Raw genomic sequence first — 25657 nt, forward strand, 5'->3', positions numbered from 1 at the left:
GGGACCCGGCCGGATGTGGTGCTCACGACGCAGGCGACGCCGGCATCGGCTGGCTAACGGCGGTGGAACACGCTGGCCGGCCACAGGCGGGCGAGCAGCGACGTGCCGCGCGGCGTCACACGGTCGTAGTGCGTGCGTACCGACTCGACGGCCTCGTCGATCCCGGGCTTGTCGATGTGCGGTGCCGCATGCTTCAGGTCGCTGCGCGACCGGTCCAGATAGCGTGCCTGGTCGACAGCCTCCCCGAGATCCTCGAACACAGCCGGCAGGTAGTCGGCATCGGCTGACTGCTCGGCGACCGCATCGCGCAGCTCATTGAGGTGGTCGCGCACCGGGAGCGAGGCGGCCGGCGCCAGCTTGTAGTCGACGCCGAGCGCATGGATCTCCTCCCACACCGCCTCGGGATCAAGCGGTTCAGCCAGGCGCCTGCGGCGCTGCAGAATACGCACCAGCGCCGGCAGCGCGGCCAGCAGGAGCAGCGCCAGAACCGCCATGGGGATCCACCACAGAGGCATGCCGTCGGCCTCAGCGTCAGCTCCGGCGGTCTCGTCTTCGGCTGCCGGGGTGGTCTCCGCGGCTGTCGGCTCCTCGGAGGCCTCTTCTGTGGCCTCCTCGGTCGGCTCTTCCGTCGGCTCATCTTCAGCGCCTGCGCTGCCGTCGGTCTGCGACCACGGTGGGGGAGTGCCGGCTGGCCCGCCGGGGGTCGGCTCGAAACGCACCCAGCCGATGCCGTCGAAGTACAGTTCCGGCCACGCATGCGCATCCGACATCGCCACTTCGTATGCATTCTCCCCGGTCTCCTCACCGGGAGCGAACCCGACTGCGATGCGCGCAGGGATTCCAAGCGAGCGCGCCATCGCGGTCATCGTTCCGGAGAACTGCACACAGTAGCCGGACTTCTCGGAGAGGAAGTCGGCGATCGCATCACTGGAGGCCTCTTCCGGTGCGTCGAGGGAGTACTCGAACTGATCCGAGCGGAAGTACTCCTGAAGCATGACGGCCTGCTCCCACGGGTTGCCGGCACCAGCGGTGACCTCGTCAGCGGTATCGCTGACGACGCTCGGCATGTCATCAGGCAGTGCGAGGGTGTCGGCGAACTGGCCGGCCGTCACCGGCTCTGAGGATGTCAGCTCCTCAGCAGTCGGCTCGACCGAGGTGTAGGTGACGCTGTACTCCTGATCGGCGGCGATCTCTCCGTTGCCGACGATCGTGAGCGTGTCTTTGTCGAAGATCCAGCGCCGTGACACGCCATCGACCTGCGCCGGCGCGTAAGGGGCCGGCAGATAGGACTGATCGAACCCGCCGACGTTGACATTCATCGTCTGCTCCGTCGTCGTCGTGTCGGTGCTGACGCCCTGCGGGTTCGGCAGTCCGTCAACGGCGATGGCGAAGGGATCGATGTCGAACTCTGCGGGCTTCCATGTCTGCCCGTCGAACTCCGAGACCGAGGTCAGCCGGATCGGCGGCTGCAGCGGGTCGCTGCTGGAATAGGCGAGGACCGGTTTGTCACTCTGGTCGGCGAGGTTGCTGCGCAGGTCGAGGAACGGGTTGACGACGGTGATGTCGGCCTGCTGCGCCTGCCGGGGCGGACGCACCGAGACGTCCGGCAGCAGCACTGGGATGCCGACACCGAGCAGCAGCGCCAGACCGCCGGCCAGCAGCGGGGGCAGCGGGCCGAACGATTCCGCCTGCTCGAAGTACGGGGCGAGCATGAGCACGATGAAGGCGGCTCCGACGGCAGCGAAGTGCCACCAGCGCAGTTCGTTCGGGGCCAGGAACACCGGGATGCAGTAGACGAGCAGCAGCAGCACTCCGGCGACCTTGGGCACGTGCAGGTCGGAGACGAGCCCGTCGATGAGCATGGTGATGAGGCCGAAGCCGACGATGAGGATGGTGGTGAACCCGGGAGTCGAATCGGCAGGCGCGATGACCTTGTACATGTCATCGATTCCGGCGCCGAGCCGGGCGAACAGCTCGAGCATCGATGCCGGCGTCGGCAGGATCCCGAACGCCAGGGTGTGCGGCACACACAGGATGAGGACGGCGAGGAGGCCGATGACCAGCTGCAGCAGCACGGTCAGGCCTGAAGCCTGGATCCGGGAGCTCATGCGCAGCAGCGCACCGGAGAGTGCGACGACGAGCACGATGATGAGCACCGGCGGCAGCCAGTTGAAGTCGATGAACACACTCGACATCGCCGCTGCCAGCAGGGACATCGAGGCGATGACGGCCAGTGTGCCGATCCACAGACGTGAGTTCATCTGCGCCTCCTTCCCAATCGCTTCCATTCCTGCGGGATCGCATGCCCGGTGGCGGACACACCGTCGACGCCGCCGGCGTCGAGGTCGAGGTCCGCGGCGATGAGCCGGCGGCTGCGGGTGCCGCGCGGCAGGGCCGACTCCAGTGCGCTCGCCCGCTGTGGGGTCATCGCGCACACCGCCACATCGGCAGCTCCCGAGACCCCGCGAAGGGTGCCCGGCAGCTCGGTGCCGCCGGTTTCGTAGCTGGCCAGGGCCAGGCGCAAACGCTCCGCCCCGCGGGTCTCGCGCACCGGATGCAGTGTGCCGTCGATGCAGCACAGCACCTCGTAGCCGGCCGAGAAGTACACGGAAGCCAGCGACTGGGCAGCCGAGATGAGCACCTCGGCGGCCGGATCGGGATGGTCACCGGCACCTGCGGTGTCGAGCAGGATGACAGCGAAGGGATGCTCCTCCTCGGCCTCGTGGCGGACCATGAGCTCATCGTGGCGGGCAGTGGAGGACCAGTGGATATGGCGCAGGTCGTCGCCGGGGACGTACTCGCGGGTGTCGAAGTCCCTGCTCGTGCCCCCGCGCAGCGCGCGCGAGGTGTCGGCCATCGGCTGGGCGAGCCCGGCCTTGGGCGGGCGCGGCATCTGCTCCAGGCGCGGGGCGACCGCGATGTCGAAGCCGCGCAGCAGCGTGTGCGAGACCGCTGAGAGACCGAAGGGACCCTCGAAGGACACGGCCACCCCGTCGACACCGCTGACCCCGCGCTGGGTGGGTGTGCATTCGGCCTCGACGGTCACCGAGGACGAGGCGCTAATGCCCGGTACTCGGACGCCCTGGTCCTCACCGAGGCCCGGCCGGAAGGTCAGGTCGACGCCGAAGGGGCCGATCGGCAGCGGGGTCCGGTTGCGCAGGGCCGCGCGCAGCAGCAGGGGGCGGCCCACCTCAGCGACGGGGGTGCCGTCGACGCTGCGCACGGCCGCGGTAAGCGCGACCTCCATCCGGCGGCTCGTGATGACCGCCAGCAGCAGGCTGAGGGCGACGAGGCCGATGAGCAGGACCCCGGCCGGCAGCATGCCCGGCAGTGAGAACCGGTATGCGGCGATGATGAGCGCGATGCCGGCGATGAGGAAGACGAAACCCGAGGTGGTGAGCCTCATGAGCGCACGGGCGTGCGGCTCAGCGTCGCCCGGATGATCTCCGCTGCGTGTTCGTGGTCCTCACCGTCATGGGTGATGATCCGGTGGGCGAGCACGTCGACGGCCAGCGCCTGCACATCGGCGGGGGTGGCGTAACCGCGGCCGTGCAGCACTGCGTGCGCCTTCGCCGCGCGCAGCAGCTGCACCCCGCCGCGTGGGGAGGAGCCGAGTGCGACGGCCGGGTCGCTGCGGGTGGCCTCGAGCAGGGCGACGACGTAGGCGCGCAGCTCGTGGGTCGCACCGATGTGGCGGACGATCTCACGGGCCTGCATGATCTCCTCCAGCGAGGTCACCGCCGACAGCTTGGCCAGTGGGTCGTGGTCGACGTGGTGGTCGAGCAGTTCGATCTCCGAGGCCTGATCCGGGTAGCCGATCGAGACTCGGGCGGTGAAGCGGTCGCGCTGCGCCTCGGGCAGCGAGTAGGTGCCCTCCATGTCGATGGGGTTCTGGGTGGCGACCACCATGAACGGCGCCGGCAGCGGATAGGTGGTGCCGTCGATGCTGGCCTGCGATTCGGCCATGCACTCCAGCATCGCCGACTGCGTCTTGGGTGAGGCGCGGTTGATCTCATCGGCGATGACGATGTTGGCGAACACAGGCCCGGGCCGGAACTCGAAGTGGCGTGACTGCTGGTTGAACAGGTTGACGCCGATGACATCGCTGGGCAGCAGGTCCGGGGTGAACTGGATGCGCTTGACCGAACCGTCGACGACGCGGCCGAGCGACTTGGCCAGCAGCGTCTTGCCGACCCCGGGGACGTCTTCGAGCAGCAGATGGCCGCCGGCCAGCAGCGTGATGAGCGCGATCTGCACGACCCGGTCCTTGCCGTCGAGCACCGCGTTCATCGCCCGGCGGGCGTTCTCGGCGATGCGCTGAACATGCTGGATGCGCGGATCGACACCCTGCTGTCCGGCCGGAGCCGCCGGCTGGCTGCTGATGAGCGGCGCCTGGGCTCCGCTCGGCTGCGACCCGACCGCCGATGAACCGTGGGCGGGCTGCTGCGACTGTGGGACGGGATAGCCGGACTCGCGTGCCTGGCGGCGCGAAAGCGGCTGCTGCGGATCGCTCGGAATGCTCATAGGCTCCATTGTCCCCGACGAGGCGGTTCGACTCCACCTCGCCCGCCTCGTCGCCCCCTCTCCACCCCTCAACCCGCTCGCCACCACCGGCTGCACCACTTCCCACCACCGGTCACCCCACATCCCTCCACACAGCCCCCAGAACCTGCCGTTTCAGGCCCGCGGCCGCCTCGGCGACGGCCAGAAGCACACTGCTGCCAGCTCAGCCACGGTCTCGGGTGCAGATCTTTGCCCAAAAACCCCACTTTCTACCACTGGTCTGACCAGCGAAAACATCGAGAAGTTCGCCACAGATAGGCCGGTGTATAGAAAAGGTGGGGGAAAGTGGAGTACAGTGGTTGCTATCGGAACCGGGTGGTTTCGAAAGGGGTGAGCGACATGTTCTTGGGGACGCATCTCCTGCGCCTTGATGACAAAGGTCGGCTCATCCTGCCTGCGAAGTTTCGCAACGAGCTTGAGAACGGTCTCGTTCTCACCCGCGGCCAGGAGCGCTGCCTCACCCTGTTCTCCACGCGGGAGTTCGAGAGCGTCCACGAGCAGATGCGATCGGCGCCGATGACGAGCAAGGAAGCGCGGGACTACCTGCGTGTCTTCCTCTCCGGAGCCTCCGCAGAACAACCGGATAAGCAGGGGCGCATCACCGTTCCGCAGATCCTGCGCCGCTACGCCGGCCTGGGTCGCGACGTCGCAGTCATCGGCATGGGCAACCGTGCAGAGATCTGGGATGCACCGACATGGGAGACCTACCTGGCAGAGACCGAGCAGGGCTTCGCCGATCGGTCCGACGAGGTGATTCCCGGTGTGATCTAGCCGCTGGGCTGAGATCCTCGCCCGCCTGATGGTTTTGGGATACTTCCCCGGTTCCAAAGCCCTCCGGTCCTGACGCACTTCCCCGGTGGCAGGGCACAGGCGGACGAGGTTCTGGCCCCAGCGGCATCGCGCACCACCGCGACCAGCACCATCACCGCTCGACGATGAAGAGGAGGAGACATGGCACAGGCACCGCACACCCCCGTCCTGCTTGAGCGCTGCGTCCAGCTCCTCGGCCATGGGGTCGCCGCCGCCGAGGCGGAGGGCATCACTCCGGTCATCGTCGACGCGACGCTCGGGGCAGGTGGGCACAGCGAGGGCATCCTCGATGCCTTCCCGCAGGTCATGCTCATCGGCATCGACCGCGACCCGCACGCCCTTGAGGTCGCAGGCACGCGGCTGGCCGGTTACGGAGAGCGCTTCGAAGCCTTTCACGCCACCGACGATGAGATGGCGTCGGTCATCGCCCGCGCCGGGCACAGCGCCGTCAGCGGTGTGCTGTTCGACCTCGGGGTCTCCTCGATGCACCTCGATGAGGACGCCCGGGGTTTCAGCTACGCCCGCTCAGCTCCGCTGGACATGCGGATGGATCCCGATGATGAGCTCACCGCCGCGCAGGTGCTCAACACCTACCCGGAGGCGGAGCTGGCACGCATCCTGCGCGACTACGGCGAGGAGCGCTATGCCCGCAAGATCGCCCGCGTCATTGCGGCCGACCGGGAAGAGACGCCCTGGGAGACTTCCGACCAGCTTGTCGCGATGCTCCAGCGAGTCATCCCGCAGCCGGTCGGGCAGCGCAACCGCTCGCATCCGGCCAAGCGCACGTTCCAGGCGCTGCGCATCGAGGTCAACGCCGAACTCGACATCCTCCGCTCAGCCCTGACCCAGGCGCTCGACGCTGTGCATGTCGGCGGGGTCGTCGTCGTCGAGTCCTACCAGTCGCTGGAGGACACGATCGTCAAGCGCGCCTTCCGCACCGGTCTGGAGAGCCAGGCACCGGCTGGCCTGCCGGTCATCCCACCCGAGCTGCAGCCCTGGCTGACCGCACTGACCCGCGGGGCCGAGAAGGCTGCGGCCGAGGAGATCGAGAGCAACCCGCGGGCCGCCTCCGTGCGCCTGCGCGCCGTGCAGAAGACCCGCCGCATAGACCGCACGAAGACAGCAGCATCGCAGATGAAAGGTGACCGTTCCTCATGAGCCCCGTCGCCCGCGCCGTCACGACCTCCGCCGTCCCGTCCCGCACGGCCCGCTCACGCACCGCGCCGCTGACCCGCAGCGAGGCGTCCCGCCTCAAGCTCATCGTTCCGGGCCTGGCCAAACGCCGCACACCGGCGGGCCTGATGTTCGTGGGGCTGCTGCTCATGGGGCTCGTCGCCGTGCTGCTGCTGAACATCTTCATCTCCCACAGCTCCTTCCAGGTCGAGAAGCTCACTGCTGAGCAGCGTCAGCTGCACAGCGAACGCGACCGGCTGACCGAGGACATCTCCTACCGGGAGAGCCCGCAGTCGATCACCAAGTCCGCCGAGGAGATGGGCATGCGCCAGCCGACGCACGTGAAGTATCTGCGCCTGTCCGACGGGTCCGTCATCGACCCCGGCGAGGTGCCGGCTCTCAGCGAAGGCTCAGCAGAAAAGGTGCCGGGCCCGCGTGCCGATACCCGTGAAGCCGTCCGCCCGAACCTACGATCAGATGAGAAGCTCCCGGCAGTCGGCGACTCCGGCGCAGAGGAGCTCAGCCCACCGCAGCTCACCGTCCCGCGCTGACACCGGAACCGGTGCTCGGGGGCTGCAGAGCACACAGGCCGAACAGCAGACAGCCGAACACCTGGGGGCAGACGTCATGGGCAAGCCGCAGCAGCGGAAAACCGCCGCACGCACCGGCGCTTTCCAGCGGCGGCGACCCGCCGGCCAGACAGCGAAGCGATCCGCCCGCACCGGCAGCACCGGCGTACGCACAGCTGGAGGCACTCGCGCCGCAGGCAGCACGTCCCGCACCCCGCGCAGCACCGCAGCCACAGCCCAGAGGCCGGCGGGCAGGGCAGCCGGGCCCAAGCGCACACCGGCGGCCACGCCGAAGACCCGCAAGCCCAAGCCCGTCCGGGTGGCCGATCCGCAGAAGCGGATGAAGCTCATCGCCATCTGCGCCGTCGCCCTCATCATCGCGATCACCGGCAAGCTGTTCTACATCCAGGGGATGGACACCCGCCGGCTCGCCGAGCGGGCTCTCGACTCCCGGCTCGTGACCCTGGCCCTGCCGGCCTCCCGCGGGGTCATCCTCGCCGCAGACGGCACCGTGCTGGCCGACAACGCGATGCGCTACCGGCTGGTGGCCGACCAGCAGAACGTCGGCCAGTACAAGAACAAGGACGGCGTCATCATCGGCGCCTGGGGTGCAGCCGAGCAGCTGGCAGAAGACCTCGACACCGACCCGGGCCTGCTCTACCCGATGCTGCACGGCGACCGGCAGTGGTCGGTCGTCGCCGACGGCATCACCGCCGAGGTGTGGCAGGCGATCAAGGCGCGTGAGATCCCGGGCATCACCGCTGATGAGTACGCCATCCGCTCATATCCGGCCGGTGCGGTCGGCGGCAACCTGCTCGGCTTCGTCGGCTCCGATGGCCAGGCGCTGGCCGGCCTCGAACTCCAGCACGATGACACCCTGCGCGGTCGCGACGGCGAACAGCAGTACGAGCGCGGCCTGTCCGGCGACATCATCCCGCTGGGCGACTCGAACATCACCCCGGCGGTCAACGGCCAGGGCCTGCAGCTCAGTCTTGACTCCGATGTGCAGTACTACGCCCAGCAGGCGATCGCCGACCAGGTCAAGAAGCACGAGGCCGAATGGGGCACGGTGACGATCTTCGAAGTCGGCACCGGACGCATCATCGCCGCCGCCGAGGCGCCGAGCGTCGACCCGAACAACCCCGGCGAAGCCGATGCCGAGGATCGCGGATCGCGGATCTTCTCCGGCTCCTTCGAACCCGGTTCGACAGCCAAGATGGTCACCGCTGCCGCGCTGCTCGACACCGGCAAGGCCGCCCCGACCGACGAGTTCGTCGTGCCGGACAAGTGGAAGGCCCCCAACGGCGAGGAGTTCCGCGACTCCAGCAGCCACCCCGACCAGAAGCTCACCGTCGCCGGGATCCTGGAGGAGTCCTCGAACACCGGTACGATCCTCTCCGGTGACAAGCTCACCCTTGAGGAGCGCTACGAGTACCTGACGAGGTTCGGGTTCGGCCAGCCCAGCGGCATCGACTTCCCCGGCACCACCCGCGGCCTGCTGTACCCGCCGGACGAATGGGACGGCCGCACCAAATACACCGTGATGTTCGGCCAGGGCGTGGCAGCCACCTCACTGCAGACCACAGCGGCGATGGCCACCATCGCCAACGGCGGGAAGAAGGTCGCCCCGCAGCTGGTGACCGGCACCGTCGACGACTCCGGCCGCGTGACCGATATCGCACCAGCCGATCCCGAACAGGTCATCAGCGAGAAGGCCGCAGGCGAGCTCATGCGGATGCTCGAAGGCGTTGTCGCCGAGGGCACTGGCCAGTCCGCGCAGGTCCCCGGCTACCGGGTGGCCGGCAAGACCGGCACTGCCCAGGCGCCGAATGAGAACGGACCCGGCTACGACGGCTACACTGCTTCCTTTGTCGGTGCGGCACCGGCCGAGGACCCGAAGATCGCCGTGTCGGTGACCCTGCAGCGGCCCCGCAAGGGCTACTACGGCGGCACCGCAGCGGCCCCGGTGTTCTCCGACGTCGCAGGATTCACCCTGCGCCATATGGGTGTGCCACCATCGACCGAGGAACCCGATCTCTACCCAGGGGAATGGAAGTAATGCGGATCACCGAACTGCAGCTGCCGGACGACGTCGCCGTCACCGGCCCGGCTGACACCGCCGTGCACGGCGTCAGCCACGACTCGCGGCAGACGCAGCCCGGCTGGCTGTACGCGGCCCTGCCCGGCGCCAACGTCCACGGCGCCCAGTTCGCCGCCCCCCTCATCACCGCAGGCGTGCGCGCCGTGCTCACCGACCCGGCAGGCCGGCAGCTGATCGCCGAGGCCCTGGCCGGCGACCCCGCTGCCCCGCAGATCGACGAGCTGTGTCTGCTCATCACCGCCGACCCGCGGGCTCGGCTGGGCAGCATCGCCGCCCAGCTCTACGGCACCGATCCGGCCGCACCGCAGCTGCTGGGCATCACGGGCACCAACGGCAAGACGACGACGAGCTACATCCTCGACGGTCTGCTCACCGCCTTGGGCCGGACCACCGGGCTCATCGGCACCGTCGCCACGACGATCGCCGGGCAGACCCAGCCGGCCGTGCGCACCACTCCTGAGGCCCCTGAACTGCACGCCCTGTTCGCACGCATGCGCACAGCCGGCGTCGACACATGTGCAATGGAGGTCTCCTCCCACGCCCTGGCCCAGCACCGGGTCGACGGCGCCCGCTTCGCGGCGGCTGGATTCACCAACCTCAGCCAGGATCATCTCGACTTCCACGCCAGCATGGAGGAGTACTTCCAGGCCAAGGCGTCGCTGTTCACTCCGGCGTTCTCAGAACGCGGTGTCATCATGCTCGCCGACGACTACAGCCGCCGGCTGGCAGCCACCGCCTCTGTGCCGGTCGCCACGATCTCCCGTGCGAGCGCCGAAAACCCCACCTACCTCATCGCCGAGGAGTCCGGCCCGCACTTCACCCTGCACACACCAGCCGGAGCGCTTGCCGCCCGCGCCCCGCTGCCGGGCAGCTTCAACGTCGCCAACACCGCCCTCGCCCTGGCACTGCTGCTCGAATCGGGCACCGAACTCAGCGCCTTGGCCGCCGTCTCAGGCTCCTTCGACGTCACCGTGCCCGGCCGTATGGAGCAGGTCAACGACGCAGCACCACTGGCCGTCGTCGACTACTCCCACACCCCGGATGCCATCACGCAGGTGCTCGACGGGCTGGCGTCATCTGGCCGCCCGCTCGTCATCGTCTGCGGTGCCGGCGGTGACCGGGACCCGTCCAAGCGCCCGGATATGGGCGCTGCCGCCGCCCGAGGGGCCGACGTCGTGATCGTCACCGACGACAACCCCCGCTCCGAGGACCCTGCCGCGATCCGCGCTGCGGTGCTCTCCGGTGCCGAGGCGGCCCGCGCCTCGGGAACGGCCCGCGCCGCCCGCATCGAGGAGATCCCCGCCCGTTCCGAGGCGATCATCGCCGGCGTCGCAGCAGCGGGGGAGACCGGCACAGTGCTGGTGGCCGGCAAGGGGCATGAGACCGGCCAGGAGATCGCCGGAGTGGTCCATCCCTTCGATGACCGAGAACACACCCGGCGGGCCTGCGCTTCACGGCCTTCAGGCGTCCCAGCAGGTAGAGTTCAGGATTGATATGAAGAGTTTTTCTGCAGGAGAAGTCGCCGCTGCTCTCAAGGGCAGCCTGTACGGCGTATCTGAAGACACGATGCTCACCGGCGGGGTCGTCACCGATTCCCGCGACGTCGGCCCCGGCGACATCTACGTCGCCCGGCGCGGTGAGCAGACCGACGGGATCACGTTCGCTCCGGCAGCCGTCGAAGCCGGGGCCGTGCTCGTCATCGCCGAGGCGGTGCCCGCCGTCGACGGCGAGCACCTGCCGACACTGCACGTCTCCGACGCCACCGCAGCCCTCGGCCAGCTCGCCTCCCTCAATGTCTCCGCGCTGCGCGAATCCGGCGAACTCACCGTCATCGCCATCACCGGCTCAGCAGGAAAGACCACCGTCAAGGACCTGACATCTGATCTGCTGCTGTCGGTGGGGGAGACCGTGTGGCCGCCGAATTCCTACAACAACGAAGTCGGCGTGCCGCTGACCGCACTGCGGGCAGACGAGACCACCCGGTTCCTCGTCCTCGAGATGGGCGCACGCACGATCGGCAACCTCTCCTACCTCACCTCCCTCATCCGCCCCGACATCGCCGTCGAGCTCAACGTCGGCAGCGCCCACTCCGGCGTGTTCGGCTCCGTGGAGAACACCGCACGGGCCAAGTCCGAGCTCGTCGAATCGCTCACCAGCGGCGGCTGGGCCGTCCTCAACGCCGATGACGCGCGGGTGCGCGCGATGCACGATGTGCTCGCGCCCGGCGTCAACACCCTGTGGTTCTCCTCGAACCCCGGCTCCGAGGGCGCACCGGTCGTGCGCGCCGGCGACATCGAATCCCACGCCTCGGGCCGGACGTCGTTTCAGCTGCAGCTGCCCGACGAGGAGCCCCTGCCGGTCGAACTCGCCCTGCTCGGCGAGCACCATGTCGACAACGCGCTGGCCGCAGCCGCCGTCGCCCACCTGTGCGGTGTCGAATCGCGGACCATCGCCACCACCCTGGGCACCTCCGGTGCTGCCAGCCGGTGGCGGATGGAGCTCATCGACTCGCCCAGCGGCGTGACCGTGCTCAACGACGCCTACAACGCCAACCCCGACTCGATGGCCGCAGCGCTCAAGACGCTGGCCGCGATGGGCCGCGGCGACGACGAGACTCCGCCCAGGCGGACCGTCGCCGTGCTCGGAGAGATGCTCGAACTCGGCGAAGACTCCGTCACCGCCCACGACACCGTCGGCCGGCAGGCTGTGCGGCTCAACATCAACCGCACGATCGCCGTCGGAGAAGGGGCTCGCCCGATCTATCAGGCAGCCCACCTCGAAGGCTCCTGGGGCAACGAGGCTGTCTGGGTGGCCACTGTCGCCGAGGCCCGCGACCTGCTCAACGCCGAGCTGCAGCCCGGTGACATTGTGCTGTTCAAGTCCTCACGCGATGCCGGGCTGCGCTACCTCGGCGATGAGATCGCCGGAATCTCGGGGGCCCAATGATCGCAGTCGTGCTCGCCGCGTGCCTGAGTCTGCTGTTCACACTCGTCGGCACCCCGGTCTACATCCGCCAGCTCGTCCGCCGCGGCTACGGCCAGTTCATCCGCGATGACGGACCCGAATCACACGCCACCAAACGCGGCACCCCGACGATGGGCGGCGTCGTCATCGTCTCGGCGACGATCGCCTCCTATCTCATCGCCCATCTCGTCACCGGCTCCTGGCCGACGGTCTCGGGACTGCTTGTGCTGTGGCTGGCCGCCGGGCTCGGCGCGATCGGCTTCCTCGACGACTACATCAAGGTCTCCAAGCAGCGGTCCCTGGGCCTGCGCCCGCGCGGCAAGATCATCGGCCAGGGCTTCGTCGGCATCACCTTCGCGATCCTCGCGCTCAGCTTCCCCAACCGCTACGGTGTGACCCCGGCGTCCTCGGCGATCTCCTTCATCCGCGACACCAGCGTCGACCTCGCCTTCGCCGGCGTCATCTTCGGCACAGTGCTGTTCATCGTGTGGGCCAACCTCATCATCACCGCCGTGTCCAACGCCGTGAACCTCACCGACGGCCTCGACGGCCTGGCAGCCGGCGCCTCAGCCGTCGTGTTCCTCGGCTACGTCATGATCAACACCTGGCAGTCGACGCAGAACTGCTCGCTCATGTCCCAAGCCCGCGCCGGCTGCTACGAGGTCCGCGACCCCCGCGACCTCACGATCGTCGCGGCAGCCCTGGCCGCAGCCTGCATCGGCTTCCTGTGGTGGAACACCTCACCGGCGAAGATCTTCATGGGCGACACCGGCTCGCTGGCGATCGGCGGTGCGATCGGCGGCCTGGCGATCATGTCGCGCACCGAACTGCTGCTCGTCGTCATGGGCGGCCTGTTCGTCATCATCACCCTCAGCGTCATCATCCAGGTCGCCTCCTACAAGCTCACCGGCAAACGCGTCTTCCGCATGGCACCGCTGCAGCACCACTTCGAGCTCAAGGGCTGGGGTGAGGTGACGATCGTCGTGCGCTTCTGGATCATCGCCGTGCTCTTCGTCGTCGGCGCGATCGCACTCTTCTACGCCGAATGGGTGTCCAACCTTGCCCGCTGACAGCCACGGCAGCCCAGACAACCCGCTGGCCGGGATGAGCTTCTCACCTCCACCGGCCGCCGACCTGCCCCTGCACCCCGAGGGCTGGGAGCCGGTCGACTACCCGCACGCCGAGAACATCCCGGCAGCTCTGCACGGACCGACCCAGAGCCTGGACGGACTCACCATCGTCGTCACCGGCCTGGGGGTCTCCGGCTTCCCGATGGCCGTCCACCTGGCCGAACGCCACGCCGACGTCATCGTCGTCGACGGCGATGCCGAACGCGACCTCAGCGAATGGGAGACGATCCTCTCCGTCTTCGACGTCGACATCCGGCGCGGACCCGAACACGTCACCGACCTGCCGGCCAGCGCAGCCGGTGCGGTCCCCGACCTCGTCGTCACCTCACCGGGCTGGCGGCCGGACCACCCGATCTTCACGGCCGCCCGCGCCCGCGGCATCCCCGTTATCGGCGAAGTCGAACTCGCCTGGCGGGTGCGCGGCCACAACACCGCACCCTGGCTCGTCGTCACCGGCACCAACGGCAAGACCACGACGACCTCGATGCTCGCCTCGATGCTCACCGCCGCCGGCCTGCACGCCAAAGCCTGCGGAAACATCGGCCAGCCGCTCATCGAGGCCGTCCTCGACCCCGCCGCCGAGGTGCTGGCCATCGAACTGTCGAGTTTCCAGCTGCACTGGCAGTACTCGATGAGTGCACACGCCGCCGCCGTGCTCAACCTGGCAGCAGACCACGTCGATTGGCATGGCAGCTACGCCGACTACTGCGCCGACAAGGCCCGCGCCTACACCAATGTCGCCGCCTCCTGCGTCTACAACGTCGACGACCCGGCCACCCGCCGGCTCGTCGAGGACGCCGAGGTCATCGCAGGCGCCCGGGCCATCGGCTTCACCTCCGGCATGCCGGCACCCGGCGAGTTCGGCGTCGTCGACGGGGTGCTCGTCGACCGCGCCTACCTGCACAACCGGCAGTCCACAGCCGCCGAACTCGGCTCCCTCGACGACATCGCCATCGCCGCCGGCAACCCCGGGGCCCCGGCCGCACCCCACCAGATCGCCAATGCACTGGCCGCAGCAGCGCTGGCCCGCAGCATCGACATCCCACCGGCGGCCGTGCGCGAGGGCCTGCGCACCCACCAGCCGGCTGATCACCGGATGGCCGTCGTCGCCGAGACCGGGGGAGTGCGCTGGATCAACGACTCCAAGGCCACCAACCCGCATGCAGCCGACGCCGCACTGGCCGCTGCCGAATCGATCGTGTGGATCGCCGGCGGCCTGACGAAGGGCGCCGACCTCACCGAGCTCATCAGCACCCACGCCCACCGGCTGAGAGGTGTCGTGCTCATCGGCACCGACCCCGGCCCCTACACGCAGGTGCTGAGCGAGCACGCGCCCGCGGTGCCACTCGTGCGCGTCGACCCAGCCACCGGCGAAGGTGAGGCGACCGGCACCTCGGGCCCGGCCGATGAGACCCGGCGGGGCGAGGCGATCATGCGCGCTGCCGTCGCCGCTGCCGCCGACCTGGCCGCAGACGGCGACACCGTGCTGCTCGCCCCGGCAGCAGCGAGCATGGACCAGTTCCTCAACTACGGCACCCGCGGCACGCTGTTCGCCGCAGCCGTGCAGGACCAGGTGAGCTGAGATGGCCTCGCTGCGACACGATGCCGAGACCCGGCGGACGCGCGCGGCTGACTTCTCGCGCGAGACCGGCGTGATGGCCAGCCTGCGCCGGCTGCTCAACCTGCCGGTCACCAGCTACTACCTTGTGCTCATCTCCGTGCTCTCACTCATCGGCTTCGGCCTCATCATGGTGCTCTCGGCCTCCTCGATCACCGCCTACCGGGCCGGTGAGGGCTCCTCGTTCTCCGTGTTCAATCGGCAGGGCATCTACGCCCTCATCGGCGTGACGGTGATGATCGCGCTGTCCTACGCCCCAGTGGCCTGGTTCAAGAAGGCCGCACCGATCATCTTCATCGGCGCGCTCGCGCTGCAGACCCTGCCGCTGGTCCCGGGGCTCGGTCACGAGGTGCAGGGCAACGCCGGCTGGATCAAGATCGGCGGCTTCCAGGGCCAGCCCGCCGAATTCACCAAAGTCGCCCTGGCGATCTGGCTGGCGACGTTCTTCGCCCACAAGGCCGCCAAGCTCACCTCCCTCAAAGAGCTCATGCCCGCCATCATCGGGCTCGTCGCAGTCCTCGGGCTCGTGCTCGCCGGACGCGACCTCGGCACCGCCCTCATCGTCATGGCCACCGCACTGGGCACCGTGTTCGTCGCCGGACTGCCGTGGCGCTACCTCATCACCGCCGTCCTCGGCATCGCCGCCGTCGTCACCCTCCTCGTGCTCACGAGCGCCAACCGCATGGCCCGCATCCGCGCAATGTTCGTCGGCCACGAACACGAGGCGATGGACCCGCTCGGCCAGCACTGGCAGTCCAACCACGGGCTGTTCGCCCTGGCCTCCGGCGGCTGGTTCGGGGTGGGGCTCGGCGCCTCGCGGGAGAAGTGGCTGTGGCTGCCCGAGGCGCACAACGACTTCATCTTCGCGATCATCGGCGAGGAGCTCGGACTGCTCGGCTCCGTGGCGGTGCTGCTGCTGTTCTCCGTGCTCGGCTGCGGACTCATCCGCATCGTCATGCGCACCGACGACCGGATGATCCAGGCCGCCACTGCCGGGATCTTCATGTGGCTGATCGGCCAGGCACTCGTCAACATCGGCGTCGTCTCCGGGGTGCTGCCGGTCATCGGCGTGCCGCTGCCCTTCGTCTCCTACGGCGGCTCAGCACTGCTGGCCACCTGCATCGCCGCCGGGGTCGTACTCGCCTTCGCGCGCGCCGAATCCGGGGCGCAGGAGGCGATGCGCGCCCAGAGCGCCCGGGTGCGCGAATCCCTGGCCGTGCTCGCCTCCTCCCCGCTGCGCCTACGGAAGAAGAAGAGGACATGACCCGACCCCTGACAGCCCTGTTCGCCGGCGGCGGCACCACCGGACACGTCGCCCCGATGCTCGCCATCGCCGAGGACCTGAAATTCCAGGACCCGGCAGCCGAGATCATCATGCTGGGAACCCCCGCAGGCCTGGAGACCCGCCTCGTGCCCGAGGCCGGCTTCGAACTCGTCACCATCGACAAGGTCCCGGCCCCACGCAGCCTCAACGCCGACCTGCTGCGCTTCCCCGGCCGGCTGGCCGGCACCGTGCGCGAAGTCCGCCGGCTCATCCGCAAGCGCCACGTCGACATCGTCGTCGGGGTCGGCGGCTACGTCTGCCCACCGGCCTACCTGGCCGCCAGGCTCGCGAAGATCCCCGTCATCATCCACGAAGCCAACGCCCGGCCGGGACTGGCCAACCGCCTCGGAGCCGGATTCACCCCTGCGGCCAACATCGGCTACACCTTCTCCGGCACCCCGCTCAAGGGCAGCCAGGTCGGCATGCCGATCCGCTCCCAGATCGAGATCGTCGACTACACCGATCCCGCCCAGCGGTCCGCCGCCCGCCGTCACCTGGGACTGCGCGAAGACCTGCCGACGCTCGTGGTGACCGGCGGATCGTCCGGCGCCCAGCGGCTCAACGAAGCCTTCGCCCACGCGATGGACGAGATCGCCGCCGCCGGCGTGCAGATCCTCCACATCACCGGCGCCGGCAAAGCCGCCGGGGTCGCCGCCGCGGCCGCCTCGGTGCCGGACTACCACGTCGTCGAATACGTCGACGGGATGCACAGCGCCTACCTCGCCGCCGACCTGCTCATTGCCCGCTCCGGTGCCGGCACCGTCGCCGAGGTGTCGATCACCGGAGTGCCGACGGTGTTCGTTCCGCTGGCGATCGGCAACGGCGAACAGCGCCTCAACGCCGCCGGCCTCGTCGAGGCAGGCGCTGCGCTCATGATCGACAACGCCGACTTCGACACCACCGCAGTCACCGGCACGATCTTGCCGCTGCTGACCGACCCGGCGCGCCTGCAGGCGATGAGCGACGCTGCCCTGGCCGCCGACTTCCCGATGGCAGCCGCGCGCACGATGGTGCATAAGATGTATGCGGCCCTCGGCCGGGAGCATCCGCACCGGCCGTACCCGCCGGAACTGCTCAACCGCAAAGAACGCACAAAGGACGACTGACAGATGGCAGCAGCCCCTGACACGCCGATCATCCCGGCCGCTGAACTCGGCCGCGTCCACTTCATCGGCATCGGCGGCGCCGGCATGTCCGGCATCGCCCGGATCATGCTCATGCGCGGCATGACCGTCACCGGCTCCGATGCGAAGGACTCCTCCGTCGTCGCGGCCCTGCGCGCCCTCGGCGCACAGATCGCGATCGGGCAGCGGGCGGAGAACATCGCCGACGTCGACACCGTCGTCGTCTCCTCAGCCATCCGCCGGGACAACCCGGAACTGGCCGCCGCCCGCGACCAGGGCCTGCGCATCATCCACCGCTCGGCCGCACTCGCCGGGCTCATGCACGCACGCACGACCGTCGCGATCGCCGGCACCCACGGCAAGACGACGACGACGTCGATGACGACAGTCGCACTGCAGGCCGGCGGCGGGGATCCGTCGTTCGTCATCGGGGGAGTGCTCACCGCCTCGGGCACCAACGCCCACGACGGCACCGGCGAGGCGTTCATCGCCGAAGCCGACGAATCCGACGGCTCCTTCCTGCTCTACGAGCCGGCCGTAGCCGTCATCACCAACGCCGAGGCCGACCACCTCGACCACTACGGCGACTGGGCCGGGGTGCGCCAGGCCTTCGTCGACTTCGCCGGCCATGTGCGCAGCCGCGGCGGTGTGCTCATCGCCTGCGCCGATGACGCCGGATCCCGCGAGATCGCCGCCCAGGCCGCGGCAGAGGGCACCACCGTCGTCACCTACGGCTTCTCCGAGAGCGCCGATGTGCCGATCACCGACCTGCGCCCCGGCGAGGTCGGCACCGCCTTCACCGTCACCCTCGACGGCCGTGACCTCGACGTCGAACTCCAGCAGCCCGGCGCCTACAACGCTGCCAACGCCACTGCCGCGCTCTGCGTCGTCCACCACCTCGGCGGCGACCTCGATGCCGCTGTTGCGGGCCTGGCCGGATTCGGCGGCACCCGCCGTCGCTTCGAGCTGCGCGGCACCGCCCATGGTGTGCGCGTCTACGACGACTACGCCCACCACCCCACCGAGGTCAGCGCCGTGCTCACCGCCGCCCGCTCGGTCGTGGCCCCCGGCGGGCGGGTGCACGCGATCTTCCAGCCGCACCTGTTCAGCCGCACCCAGAACTTCAAGCAGGAGTTCGGCCAGGCGCTCGGCATCGCCGATGAGGCGATCGTGCTCGACGTCTTCCCCGCCCGTGAAGACCCGATCCCGGGAGTGACCGGAGCGATCGTCGCCGAACAGGTCCCGCACGGCAGCGCGACCTTCCTGCCGGCCTTCTCCGATGCCGTGCCGACCGTCGTCTCCCGCGTCCAGCCCGGTGACATCGTCATCACCATCGGCGCCGGCGATGTCACGATCCTCGGCCCCGAGATCGTCGCAGCACTCGAAACGGCCTGGTGACCGGCAGGCGATGACGCAGACGCAGACCGGCCGCACCGAGACGACCGCGAGCCTGTCCGACCGGCTCGCCGCCCGCCGCCGCGCCCGGCTCACGCGCCTCCTCATCATCGCCGTCAGCGCAGCCCTCATCATCGGGCTGCTGGCGGCCGCCTGGTTCTCCCCGGTGCTGGCGATCACCAGCGTCAAGGCGCAGGGCAGTGAGTTCTACACTGCCGAGCAGATCGAAGACGCGGTGCTGACCGACTGGTCCGGCACCCCGCTGCCGCAGGCCATGCCCGGCCAAGTCGAGAAGGCCGCCCTCACACGCCTGCCGAAGGCCGCCTCGGCCGCGGTCCGCTGGGCCGGCCCGCGCGCCCTGGCCGTCACGGTCACCGACCGGGTCCCGCTCATCGCCGTGCGCGCCGGCTCCGGCTGGGACCGAGTCGACGCCACCGGCACGACGATCGACACCGTCACCGGCGAGCCCGAAGGGCTGGCCCGCCTCGAACTCACCTCCGGAGCCGATCGCAAGGCAACGATCAGTGCAGCGCTGGCGCTCCTCGATGAGCTGCCCGACGGTGTGCCGGAGCAGATCAGCGTCGTGCGCGCCGGCAATCCGGCGAAGATCGAGATCGACTACAGCCCCGGCGAGGACGCCTCCCCGGTGACGATCCGGTTCGGCAGCGCCGAGGAGGCGGCGCGCAAATTCGACATCGCCTCCAAGCTCGTCGACACCGGGGCGCAGACGATCGACGTCTCCGTGCCCGAGGTGCCGGTCACCTCGTGAGCGCCCGGCCGGCGATCCGATGGGGGCCGCAGGGGCAGAAGCTTTCGACACACCGCGTGCGAGAGTTGCGCTGAGGGGGAGCGGGCCATAGCGTCGACATGAAGGCAAAATAGGCCCACACGCCCGCATGGGCCCGATGCGTCGAAAGAGGAAACCGACTTGGCTGAATTCCCACAATCCGGAGCGGACATCAAGGTTGCCGGTACCGGCGGCGGCGGTGTCAACGCTGTCCAACGGATGATCGACGTCGGCCTCAAGGGCGTCGAGTTCATCGCAATCAACACCGACGCACAGGCGCTGCTCCTCTCCGAAGCCGACCTCAAGCTCGAGATCGGCCGCGACCTCACCCGCGGGCTCGGCGCCGGAGCCGACCCGGAGATCGGCCGCAAGGCCGCAGAGGACTCCGAAGAGGCCATCACCGAAGCGCTCGAAGGCGCCGACATGGTCTTCGTCACCGCTGGCGAAGGCGGCGGCACCGGCACCGGTGCGGCACCGGTCGTCGCCCGCATCGCCCGCGGACTCGGCGCGCTGACCATCGGCGTCGTCACCCGCCCCTTCACCTTCGAGGGCCGGCGCCGCTCGGCCCAGGCCGAGAAGGGCATCGCCGACCTCCGCGAGGAAGTCGACACCCTCATCGTCATCCCGAACGACCGGCTGCTGTCGATCTCGGACCGCAACGTCTCCGTCATCGAGGCGTTCCAGTCCGCTGACGAGGTGCTGCGCTCGGGCGTCCAGGGCATCACCGACCTCATCTCGACGCCGGGCATGATCAACCTCGACTTCGCCGACGTCAAGTCCGTCATGCAGGACGCCGGCACGGCTCTCATGGGCATCGGCTCAGCCGTCGGCGACGACCGTGCTGTGCAGGCGGCCGAGGCCGCGATCGCCTCGCCGCTGCTCGAAGCCAGCATCGAAGGCGCCCACGGCGTGCTGCTGAGCATCCAGGGCGGGTCCGATCTCGGCCTGTTCGAGATCAACGAGGCCGCCCGCCTCGTGCAGGAAGCCGCGCATCCGGAAGCCAACATCATCTTCGGAACCGTCATCGACGACAACCTCGGCGACGAATGCCGCATCACCGTCATCGCCGCCGGCTTCGACACCCCGGTCGGCGCTGTGGAGGGCTCACCGTCACTGGCAGCCGGCAAGTCCTCGGATGAGCGCCGCTCTGCAGACTCCGGCCGCAGCGAATCCGGTCACCAGTCCGCAGCCCTCGGCGCGGCAGCCGCAGGCACCGGCGCAGCAGCAGGTGCTGCCGGCAGCGACTCCGGTGCCCAGGCCGGCCCGTACAGCCTGCGCTCGGACGAGTCCTCATCGAGCGGATCTGACGATGCGCAGGCTGCGGCAGGTGCCAGCGGAGATTCCGCAGCCCCGGTTCCGCGGGAGCTGCCGGATGAGAAGGTCGACAGCTTCGATGACGACCTCGACATCCCCGACTTCCTCAAATAAGACGGGAACGGCCCATGCTGCACAGCCGCTTCGTCGTTCCGGGAACCCACCGCGTTGCCCACGCGGCGTTCTCGGACCGATGGGGCGGCTATTCCGTTCCCCCCTACAACTCCCTCAACCTCGGGCGCGGAGTCGGCGACGACGACTCCGCAGTGACAGCCAACCGCACTATGCTCGCCCAGGTCCTGGGACTGCAGGCCGACCGGCTGAGCTTCACCTCACAGGTCCACGGCACCGCAGTGCACTCTGTGGACCTCGACGAGCTCAACGCCTCCGTCCCGCTCGACACCGTCGAAGCCGACGCCCAGGTGACCTCATCGACCCACCTCGGGCTCGCCGTCCTCGTCGCCGACTGCACCCCGGTGCTGCTGGCCGACCCTGATGCCGGGGTCATCGCCAGCGTCCACGCTGGGCGTCAGGGCATGGCCGCCGGTGTCGTCACCGCCGCCATCGAGGCGATGCGGCAGCGCGGGGCGCAGAGCATCTCGGCGATCATCGGCCCATCGATCTCACCGCGGCGCTACGAGGTGCCGGTCGAGCTGCGCGAGGAGATCGCAGCGATCGAACCGGTTGCCGCCTCGGTCTCAGCCGAAGGCACCCCAGCCATCGACGTCGCCGCCGGAGTCGCCGAGCAGCTGCGGCGGGAAGGCGTGCGGCTCGAGCGCTGGGTCGCCGCCTGCACCTACGACAGTCCCGACCTGTTCTCCTACCGGCGCGACGCCGTCACCGGCCGCTTCGCCGGAGTCATCTGGATGGAGCCTGCCGCACAGCCGCGGTGAGAACTTCACCCGAACTTTCGACACGCCCGCAGCGCTTTCCCGGCCATCACCTGCCGGTGGGGTACGTTCTCACTAAGACCTTTGCATGTCGAACCGCGAAGGACGCCCGCAATCACGAGGAGTCGCCCATGTCCGCTCTCAAGAAGATCGGCAGCTACCTGGGATTCGTCGAGGACTACGACGAGCAGGACCTGCGTCATCAGCCCACCGAACAGCGCCGTACCTACGAGGACGAGTACGACGACTACGCTGACGACAGCCTCGAAGCCGAACCGGAGCCGTTCGAGCCGCCGGCAGCTGCTGTCACTCCGATCCGCCCGTCCGTTCGTCCTGTGGAAAGTGCACCGGCCACCGCCATGCAGCGCATTCAGACGATCCACCCCCGCAGCTACAACGACGCCAAAGCCATCGGCACCGCCTTCCGAGACGGCGTGCCGGTCATCATGAACCTCTCGGCGATGGACGAAGCGAACTCCAAGCGCCTCGTCGACTTCTCCGCCGGCCTCATCTTCGGCCTGCGCGGATCCATCGAGAAGGTCACCAACAATGTGTTCCTTCTCACTCCCGAGTCGATCGAGGTATCGACCGAAGAAGCCGCAGGCGACCACCAGGCCAGCTTCTTCAATCAGAGCTGAGGCGGCTGGCCGCAGCTGCGGCTCCCGGTTCGGCATTCACGGCAACGGCGGACTACGCTTGAATGTAGTCCGCCGTCTGCGTTCCCTCAGGAGAAGCCTTCGTGTCATTGCTGTTTTGGATCATCGGCCAGGCTCTGAGCCTGTACGTCTTCGTGCTCCTGGCGCGCGTCGTCATCGACCTCATCCAGGTCTTCGCGCGAGACTGGCGGCCCACCGGCTTCATCCTCGTGCTCGCCGAGATCATCTACACGCTCACCGACCCGCCGGTGAAGCTCGTGCGCCGGATCATTCCGCCGCTGCGCCTGGGCCAGATCTCTCTGGACCTGGGCTTCATCCTCGTGTTCATCGCAGTCCAGATCCTCGCCGGCGTGTTCTTCAGCCTGGCAGCCCAGGGAATGTGACATTCCCTTTTCGCGGTTGTGAAAGCCGCAGCCGGACTCTGCACACAGCTATTCGCCTCGCGTGAATGTGACAGAACTGCAATATCAAGCACGTGATGGATTCCGCGCCGTGCCCGGTGATCGAGACCCGGCTGAAGGGCAAGACGTATTATGATGCGAATCATGGCATGGCCTGCACGAGAAATAAGCTGGCGTTGCTGTACAGTGGCATCGACATCTGTTGTATAACAGTAGAGTAAAGACGATTTCCGATCGAAGGTGGCCTCATGGCGCTTACGCCTCAAGATGTTGTCAATAAGCGGTTTCAGCATGTGAAGTTCCGCGAGGGATACGACCAGGAGGAAGTCGATGACTTCCTCGATGAAGTCGTCCTTGAGCTCCGTCGCCTCTACCAGGAGAACGACGAGCTGCGTCAGAAGCTCTCGGCGTGCGAGCAGCGCAACCAGGAGCTGAGCCAGGGTCAGGGTGCTGCAGGCACCGAGCAGACCGGCGCCCAGACGATCGGATCGCAGTCGGCCGCCCAGCAGCCGGCTGAGGACCCCCAGGCAACCCAGGCAATGCCCGCCGCCGTGCCGGAGCAGGACGTCAACGAGGCCCCGGCCGCCGACGAGAAGAAGGAGCAGGCCGCCTCGCCGCTGGTCGCCCCGCAGCAGTCGGCCGACGCACCGCGTGAGCAGGCTGACGAGAAGCCGCAGCAGACCCAGCAGGGCGCTGCCGCCAACGGCTACGGCTCCAACGCAGCCGCAGCCGGCACCGGTGCCGCCGTCGGCGCTGTCGCCGGTGGAGCAGGCGGAGGTGACCAGGACGCCCACGGCCTCATCTCGCTGGCACAGCGCCTGCACGACGAGCACGTCGCCGAAGGTGAGCGCACCCGCGATAAGCTCATCTCCGAGGCCCGCACCAAAGCCGACCAGATCGTCAAGGACGCTGAGAAGAAGCGCGACGACACCCTCAGCACCCTGGAGAGCCAGAAGACCAGCCTCGAGCGTGAGATCGACGGTCTGCAGAACTTCGAGCGCCAGTACCGCACCCGCCTCAAGAGCTACCTGACCGATCAGCTGCGCGACCTGGAGAACTCCGGATCGCTGGCCCCGGAGACTCTCGGCGGCAATCAGCAGCCGGGTCACTCGATCTGAGGCACCTGATCTGACTCACCTGCGCTGAGTCAGCAGATCCCGCCGGAACGGCCGGCCGCCATCGGGCGGCCGGCCGTTGCGCGTGTGTGCGAAGCTGCCGGTCATCGGTATGATGGACAGCTGAATCACCGAACCGAGGAGGACGCCCGTGCCGCAGACGAGCAGCCGACGTCTGCGCATCGTGCTGTTCGCGATCGCTCTCGCCGTGCTCGCTGTCGACCAGCTGACGAAGTTCATCGCAGTCCAGACGCTTGAAGGCCGTGAGCGCATCCCGGTCATCGGCGAACTCGCCGGCTTCACGTTCTACCGCAATCCCGGTGCTGCTCTCGGCATGGGAGAGAACACCACCTGGCTGTTCGCTCTCATCGCCATCGGCGTCTTCATCGCCATCCTCGTCCTCAGCCGCAGGCTCGGGTCCCGCGCATGGACGGCCGGCCTGGGGCTGCTGCTCGGAGGTCTGACCGGCAACCTCGTCGACCGGCTGTTCAGGCCGCCGGGCTTCTTCCACGGCGCCGTCGTCGACTTCATCGACCTGTACTTCTTCGTCTGCAACGTCGCCGACATCGCGATCTCGGCGGCGGCCGTGACCATCGTGCTCACGACCCTGCGCAACATCAGTGTCGACGGCACCGCGGCCGGAGACGACAAGTCACCACGCGGCGACCACGACACCCCTACAGAGGAGGCGCGAGCGCAGCCATGACCGAGCGATCATTCCTCGTTCCCGAAGGCCTCGAAGGCGAACGGGTCGATGTGGCCCTCAGCCGGCTGCTGGGCCTGTCCCGGTCCGCGGCAGCAGCCATCGCCGCCGATGACGGCGTGCGCGTCGACGACACCGTCGTCGGCAAGTCCGAGCGGCTCATCGCCGGATCCCGCATCGACGTGAAGATGCCAGCCGAACCCGAACCCCTGGGCATCGACGCCGAGCCGGTGCCGGGCATGCGCGTCATCTACGACGACGACGCCTTCGTCGTCGTCGACAAGCCGATCGGAGTGGCCGCCCACTCAGCGGCAGGATGGCACGGCCCGACCGTCATCGGCGGTCTCGTCGCCGCCGGATACGACATCGCCACCTCGGGTGCGGCCGAACGCCAGGGGATCGTCCACCGCCTCGACGTCGGAACCTCCGGCGTCATGGTCGTCGCCAAGGGCGAACACGCGTACTCCGTGCTCAAACGCGCATTCAAGCAGCGCACGGTGAAGAAGACCTACCACGCGCTCGTCCAGGGACTTCCCGACCCTGTCATCGGCACGATCGAAGCGCCGATCGGCCGCAACCTGCGCCGCGACGGGCTCTACGCCGTGCGCACCGACGGCAAGCATGCCGTGACCCACTACGAGGTCATCGAAGCCTACCGCTCGGCAACCCTGCTCGAAGTCCAGCTGGAGACCGGCCGCACCCACCAGATCCGCGTCCACATGGCCGCCACCAAGCATCCCTGCTGCGGTGACCTGCCCTACGGCGCTGACCCGGTGCTGGCGAAGAAGCTCGGCCTCGAACGCCAGTGGCTGCACGCCGTCGAACTCGGATTCACGCACCCGGAGACAGGGGAGTGGGTCGAGTTCACCAGCGACTATCCCGAGGATCTGCAGACCGCCCTCGACCGGCTGCGCGTCGCCCAAGGCTGAACACGCGAAACGGGTCCACCTCATAGCCGCGATGTCCCTGATGATCGCTAGACTGGTGTGCGTCGCCGGGAGCGGGACATGCCGACTGTGA

The 25657-nt window shown here is 68.6% G+C and carries 22 protein-coding genes; 19 read left to right on the forward strand and 3 right to left on the reverse strand.

Annotation, left to right across the window (positions count from 1 at the left end; all coding sequences use genetic code 11):
• Positions 1–53: 53 nt before the first annotated feature.
• Genes M3B11_RS01360 through M3B11_RS01370 form a run of 3 tightly spaced genes read right to left on the reverse strand, consistent with a single transcriptional unit; the run spans position 54 to position 4524 of the window.
• Positions 54–2261, reverse strand: coding sequence for a DUF3488 and transglutaminase-like domain-containing protein (locus M3B11_RS01360; RefSeq protein ID WP_259832698.1), 2208 nt, complete (start codon positions 2259–2261; stop codon positions 54–56).
• A complete protein-coding gene (locus tag M3B11_RS01365; RefSeq protein ID WP_259874816.1) occupies positions 2258–3406 on the reverse strand; it encodes a DUF58 domain-containing protein in 1149 nt (382 codons plus the stop codon). The genes M3B11_RS01360 and M3B11_RS01365 overlap by 4 nt, the downstream gene beginning before the upstream one ends.
• A complete protein-coding gene (locus tag M3B11_RS01370) occupies positions 3403–4524 on the reverse strand; it encodes a MoxR family ATPase (protein ID WP_259874818.1) in 1122 nt (373 codons plus the stop codon). Before M3B11_RS01370 ends, M3B11_RS01365 begins: the two co-directional genes overlap by 4 nt.
• Before the next feature lie 378 nt (positions 4525–4902).
• Here M3B11_RS01370 and mraZ point away from each other — a divergent pair, with 378 nt between their 5' ends.
• The 19 genes from mraZ to M3B11_RS01465 all read left to right on the forward strand — a co-directional run bounded on the left by mraZ (position 4903) and on the right by M3B11_RS01465 (position 25566).
• Complete coding sequence (mraZ, locus tag M3B11_RS01375) at positions 4903–5334, forward strand: division/cell wall cluster transcriptional repressor MraZ (protein WP_259874820.1); 432 nt, start codon at positions 4903–4905, stop codon at positions 5332–5334.
• A gap of 180 nt (positions 5335–5514) precedes the next feature.
• The gene (gene rsmH, locus M3B11_RS01380; protein ID WP_259874822.1) at positions 5515–6531 is read left to right on the forward strand and encodes a 16S rRNA (cytosine(1402)-N(4))-methyltransferase RsmH; all 1017 of its coding nucleotides are present in this window, start codon (positions 5515–5517) and stop codon (positions 6529–6531) included.
• The gene (locus M3B11_RS01385) at positions 6528–7097 is read left to right on the forward strand and encodes a cell division protein FtsL (protein ID WP_259874823.1); all 570 of its coding nucleotides are present in this window, start codon (positions 6528–6530) and stop codon (positions 7095–7097) included. Before rsmH ends, M3B11_RS01385 begins: the two co-directional genes overlap by 4 nt.
• 76 nt (positions 7098–7173) lie before the next feature.
• A complete protein-coding gene (locus M3B11_RS01390; protein WP_259874825.1) occupies positions 7174–9174 on the forward strand; it encodes a penicillin-binding protein 2 in 2001 nt (666 codons plus the stop codon).
• A complete protein-coding gene (locus M3B11_RS01395; RefSeq protein ID WP_259874827.1) occupies positions 9174–10709 on the forward strand; it encodes a UDP-N-acetylmuramoyl-L-alanyl-D-glutamate--2,6-diaminopimelate ligase in 1536 nt (511 codons plus the stop codon). Before M3B11_RS01390 ends, M3B11_RS01395 begins: the two co-directional genes overlap by 1 nt.
• A gap of 1 nt (position 10710) precedes the next feature.
• Entirely contained in the window at positions 10711–12162 is a 1452-nt protein-coding gene (gene murF, locus M3B11_RS01400) for a UDP-N-acetylmuramoyl-tripeptide--D-alanyl-D-alanine ligase (protein WP_259874828.1), read from the forward strand.
• Complete coding sequence (mraY, locus tag M3B11_RS01405; RefSeq protein WP_259874829.1) at positions 12159–13250, forward strand: phospho-N-acetylmuramoyl-pentapeptide-transferase; 1092 nt, start codon at positions 12159–12161, stop codon at positions 13248–13250. Before murF ends, mraY begins: the two co-directional genes overlap by 4 nt.
• Complete coding sequence (murD, locus tag M3B11_RS01410; RefSeq protein WP_311197707.1) at positions 13240–14892, forward strand: UDP-N-acetylmuramoyl-L-alanine--D-glutamate ligase; 1653 nt, start codon at positions 13240–13242, stop codon at positions 14890–14892. The genes mraY and murD overlap by 11 nt, the downstream gene beginning before the upstream one ends.
• A gap of 1 nt (position 14893) precedes the next feature.
• A complete protein-coding gene (gene ftsW / locus M3B11_RS01415) occupies positions 14894–16192 on the forward strand; it encodes a putative lipid II flippase FtsW (protein WP_259874831.1) in 1299 nt (432 codons plus the stop codon).
• On the forward strand, positions 16189–17358 hold the full coding sequence (locus M3B11_RS01420) for a glycosyltransferase (protein ID WP_259874832.1): 1170 nt from the start codon (positions 16189–16191) through the stop codon (positions 17356–17358). The genes ftsW and M3B11_RS01420 overlap by 4 nt, the downstream gene beginning before the upstream one ends.
• Positions 17359–17361: 3 nt before the next feature.
• On the forward strand, positions 17362–18774 hold the full coding sequence (murC, locus tag M3B11_RS01425) for a UDP-N-acetylmuramate--L-alanine ligase (RefSeq protein WP_175294947.1): 1413 nt from the start codon (positions 17362–17364) through the stop codon (positions 18772–18774).
• Between the two features lie 10 nt (positions 18775–18784).
• Positions 18785–19540, forward strand: a complete 756-nt coding sequence (locus M3B11_RS01430) for a cell division protein FtsQ/DivIB (protein WP_259874835.1) — start codon at positions 18785–18787, stop codon at positions 19538–19540.
• Positions 19541–19699: 159 nt separating this feature from the next.
• Positions 19700–20986, forward strand: a complete 1287-nt coding sequence (gene ftsZ / locus M3B11_RS01435) for a cell division protein FtsZ (RefSeq protein WP_259832723.1) — start codon at positions 19700–19702, stop codon at positions 20984–20986.
• Positions 20987–21000: 14 nt separating this feature from the next.
• Positions 21001–21765: a peptidoglycan editing factor PgeF gene (gene pgeF, locus M3B11_RS01440; protein ID WP_175294944.1), complete on the forward strand. Its 765-nt coding sequence runs from the start codon at positions 21001–21003 to the stop codon at positions 21763–21765.
• A gap of 128 nt (positions 21766–21893) precedes the next feature.
• On the forward strand, positions 21894–22400 hold the full coding sequence (locus M3B11_RS01445; RefSeq protein ID WP_175294943.1) for a cell division protein SepF: 507 nt from the start codon (positions 21894–21896) through the stop codon (positions 22398–22400).
• Positions 22401–22501: 101 nt separating this feature from the next.
• Complete coding sequence (locus M3B11_RS01450) at positions 22502–22801, forward strand: YggT family protein (protein WP_165882732.1); 300 nt, start codon at positions 22502–22504, stop codon at positions 22799–22801.
• Positions 22802–23067: 266 nt separating this feature from the next.
• Positions 23068–23937 (forward strand): DivIVA domain-containing protein, encoded by an 870-nt coding sequence (locus M3B11_RS01455; protein ID WP_259874837.1) that lies wholly within the window; start codon positions 23068–23070, stop codon positions 23935–23937.
• A 148-nt stretch (positions 23938–24085) separates the two neighbouring features.
• On the forward strand, positions 24086–24640 hold the full coding sequence (lspA, locus tag M3B11_RS01460; RefSeq protein WP_259874839.1) for a signal peptidase II: 555 nt from the start codon (positions 24086–24088) through the stop codon (positions 24638–24640).
• On the forward strand, positions 24637–25566 hold the full coding sequence (locus M3B11_RS01465; RefSeq protein ID WP_175294940.1) for an RluA family pseudouridine synthase: 930 nt from the start codon (positions 24637–24639) through the stop codon (positions 25564–25566). The genes lspA and M3B11_RS01465 overlap by 4 nt, the downstream gene beginning before the upstream one ends.
• Positions 25567–25657 lie beyond the last annotated feature (91 nt).

The organism is Brevibacterium sp. p3-SID960, assembly GCF_025144725.1.
In the GTDB taxonomy this organism is placed as follows: domain Bacteria; phylum Actinomycetota; class Actinomycetes; order Actinomycetales; family Brevibacteriaceae; genus Brevibacterium.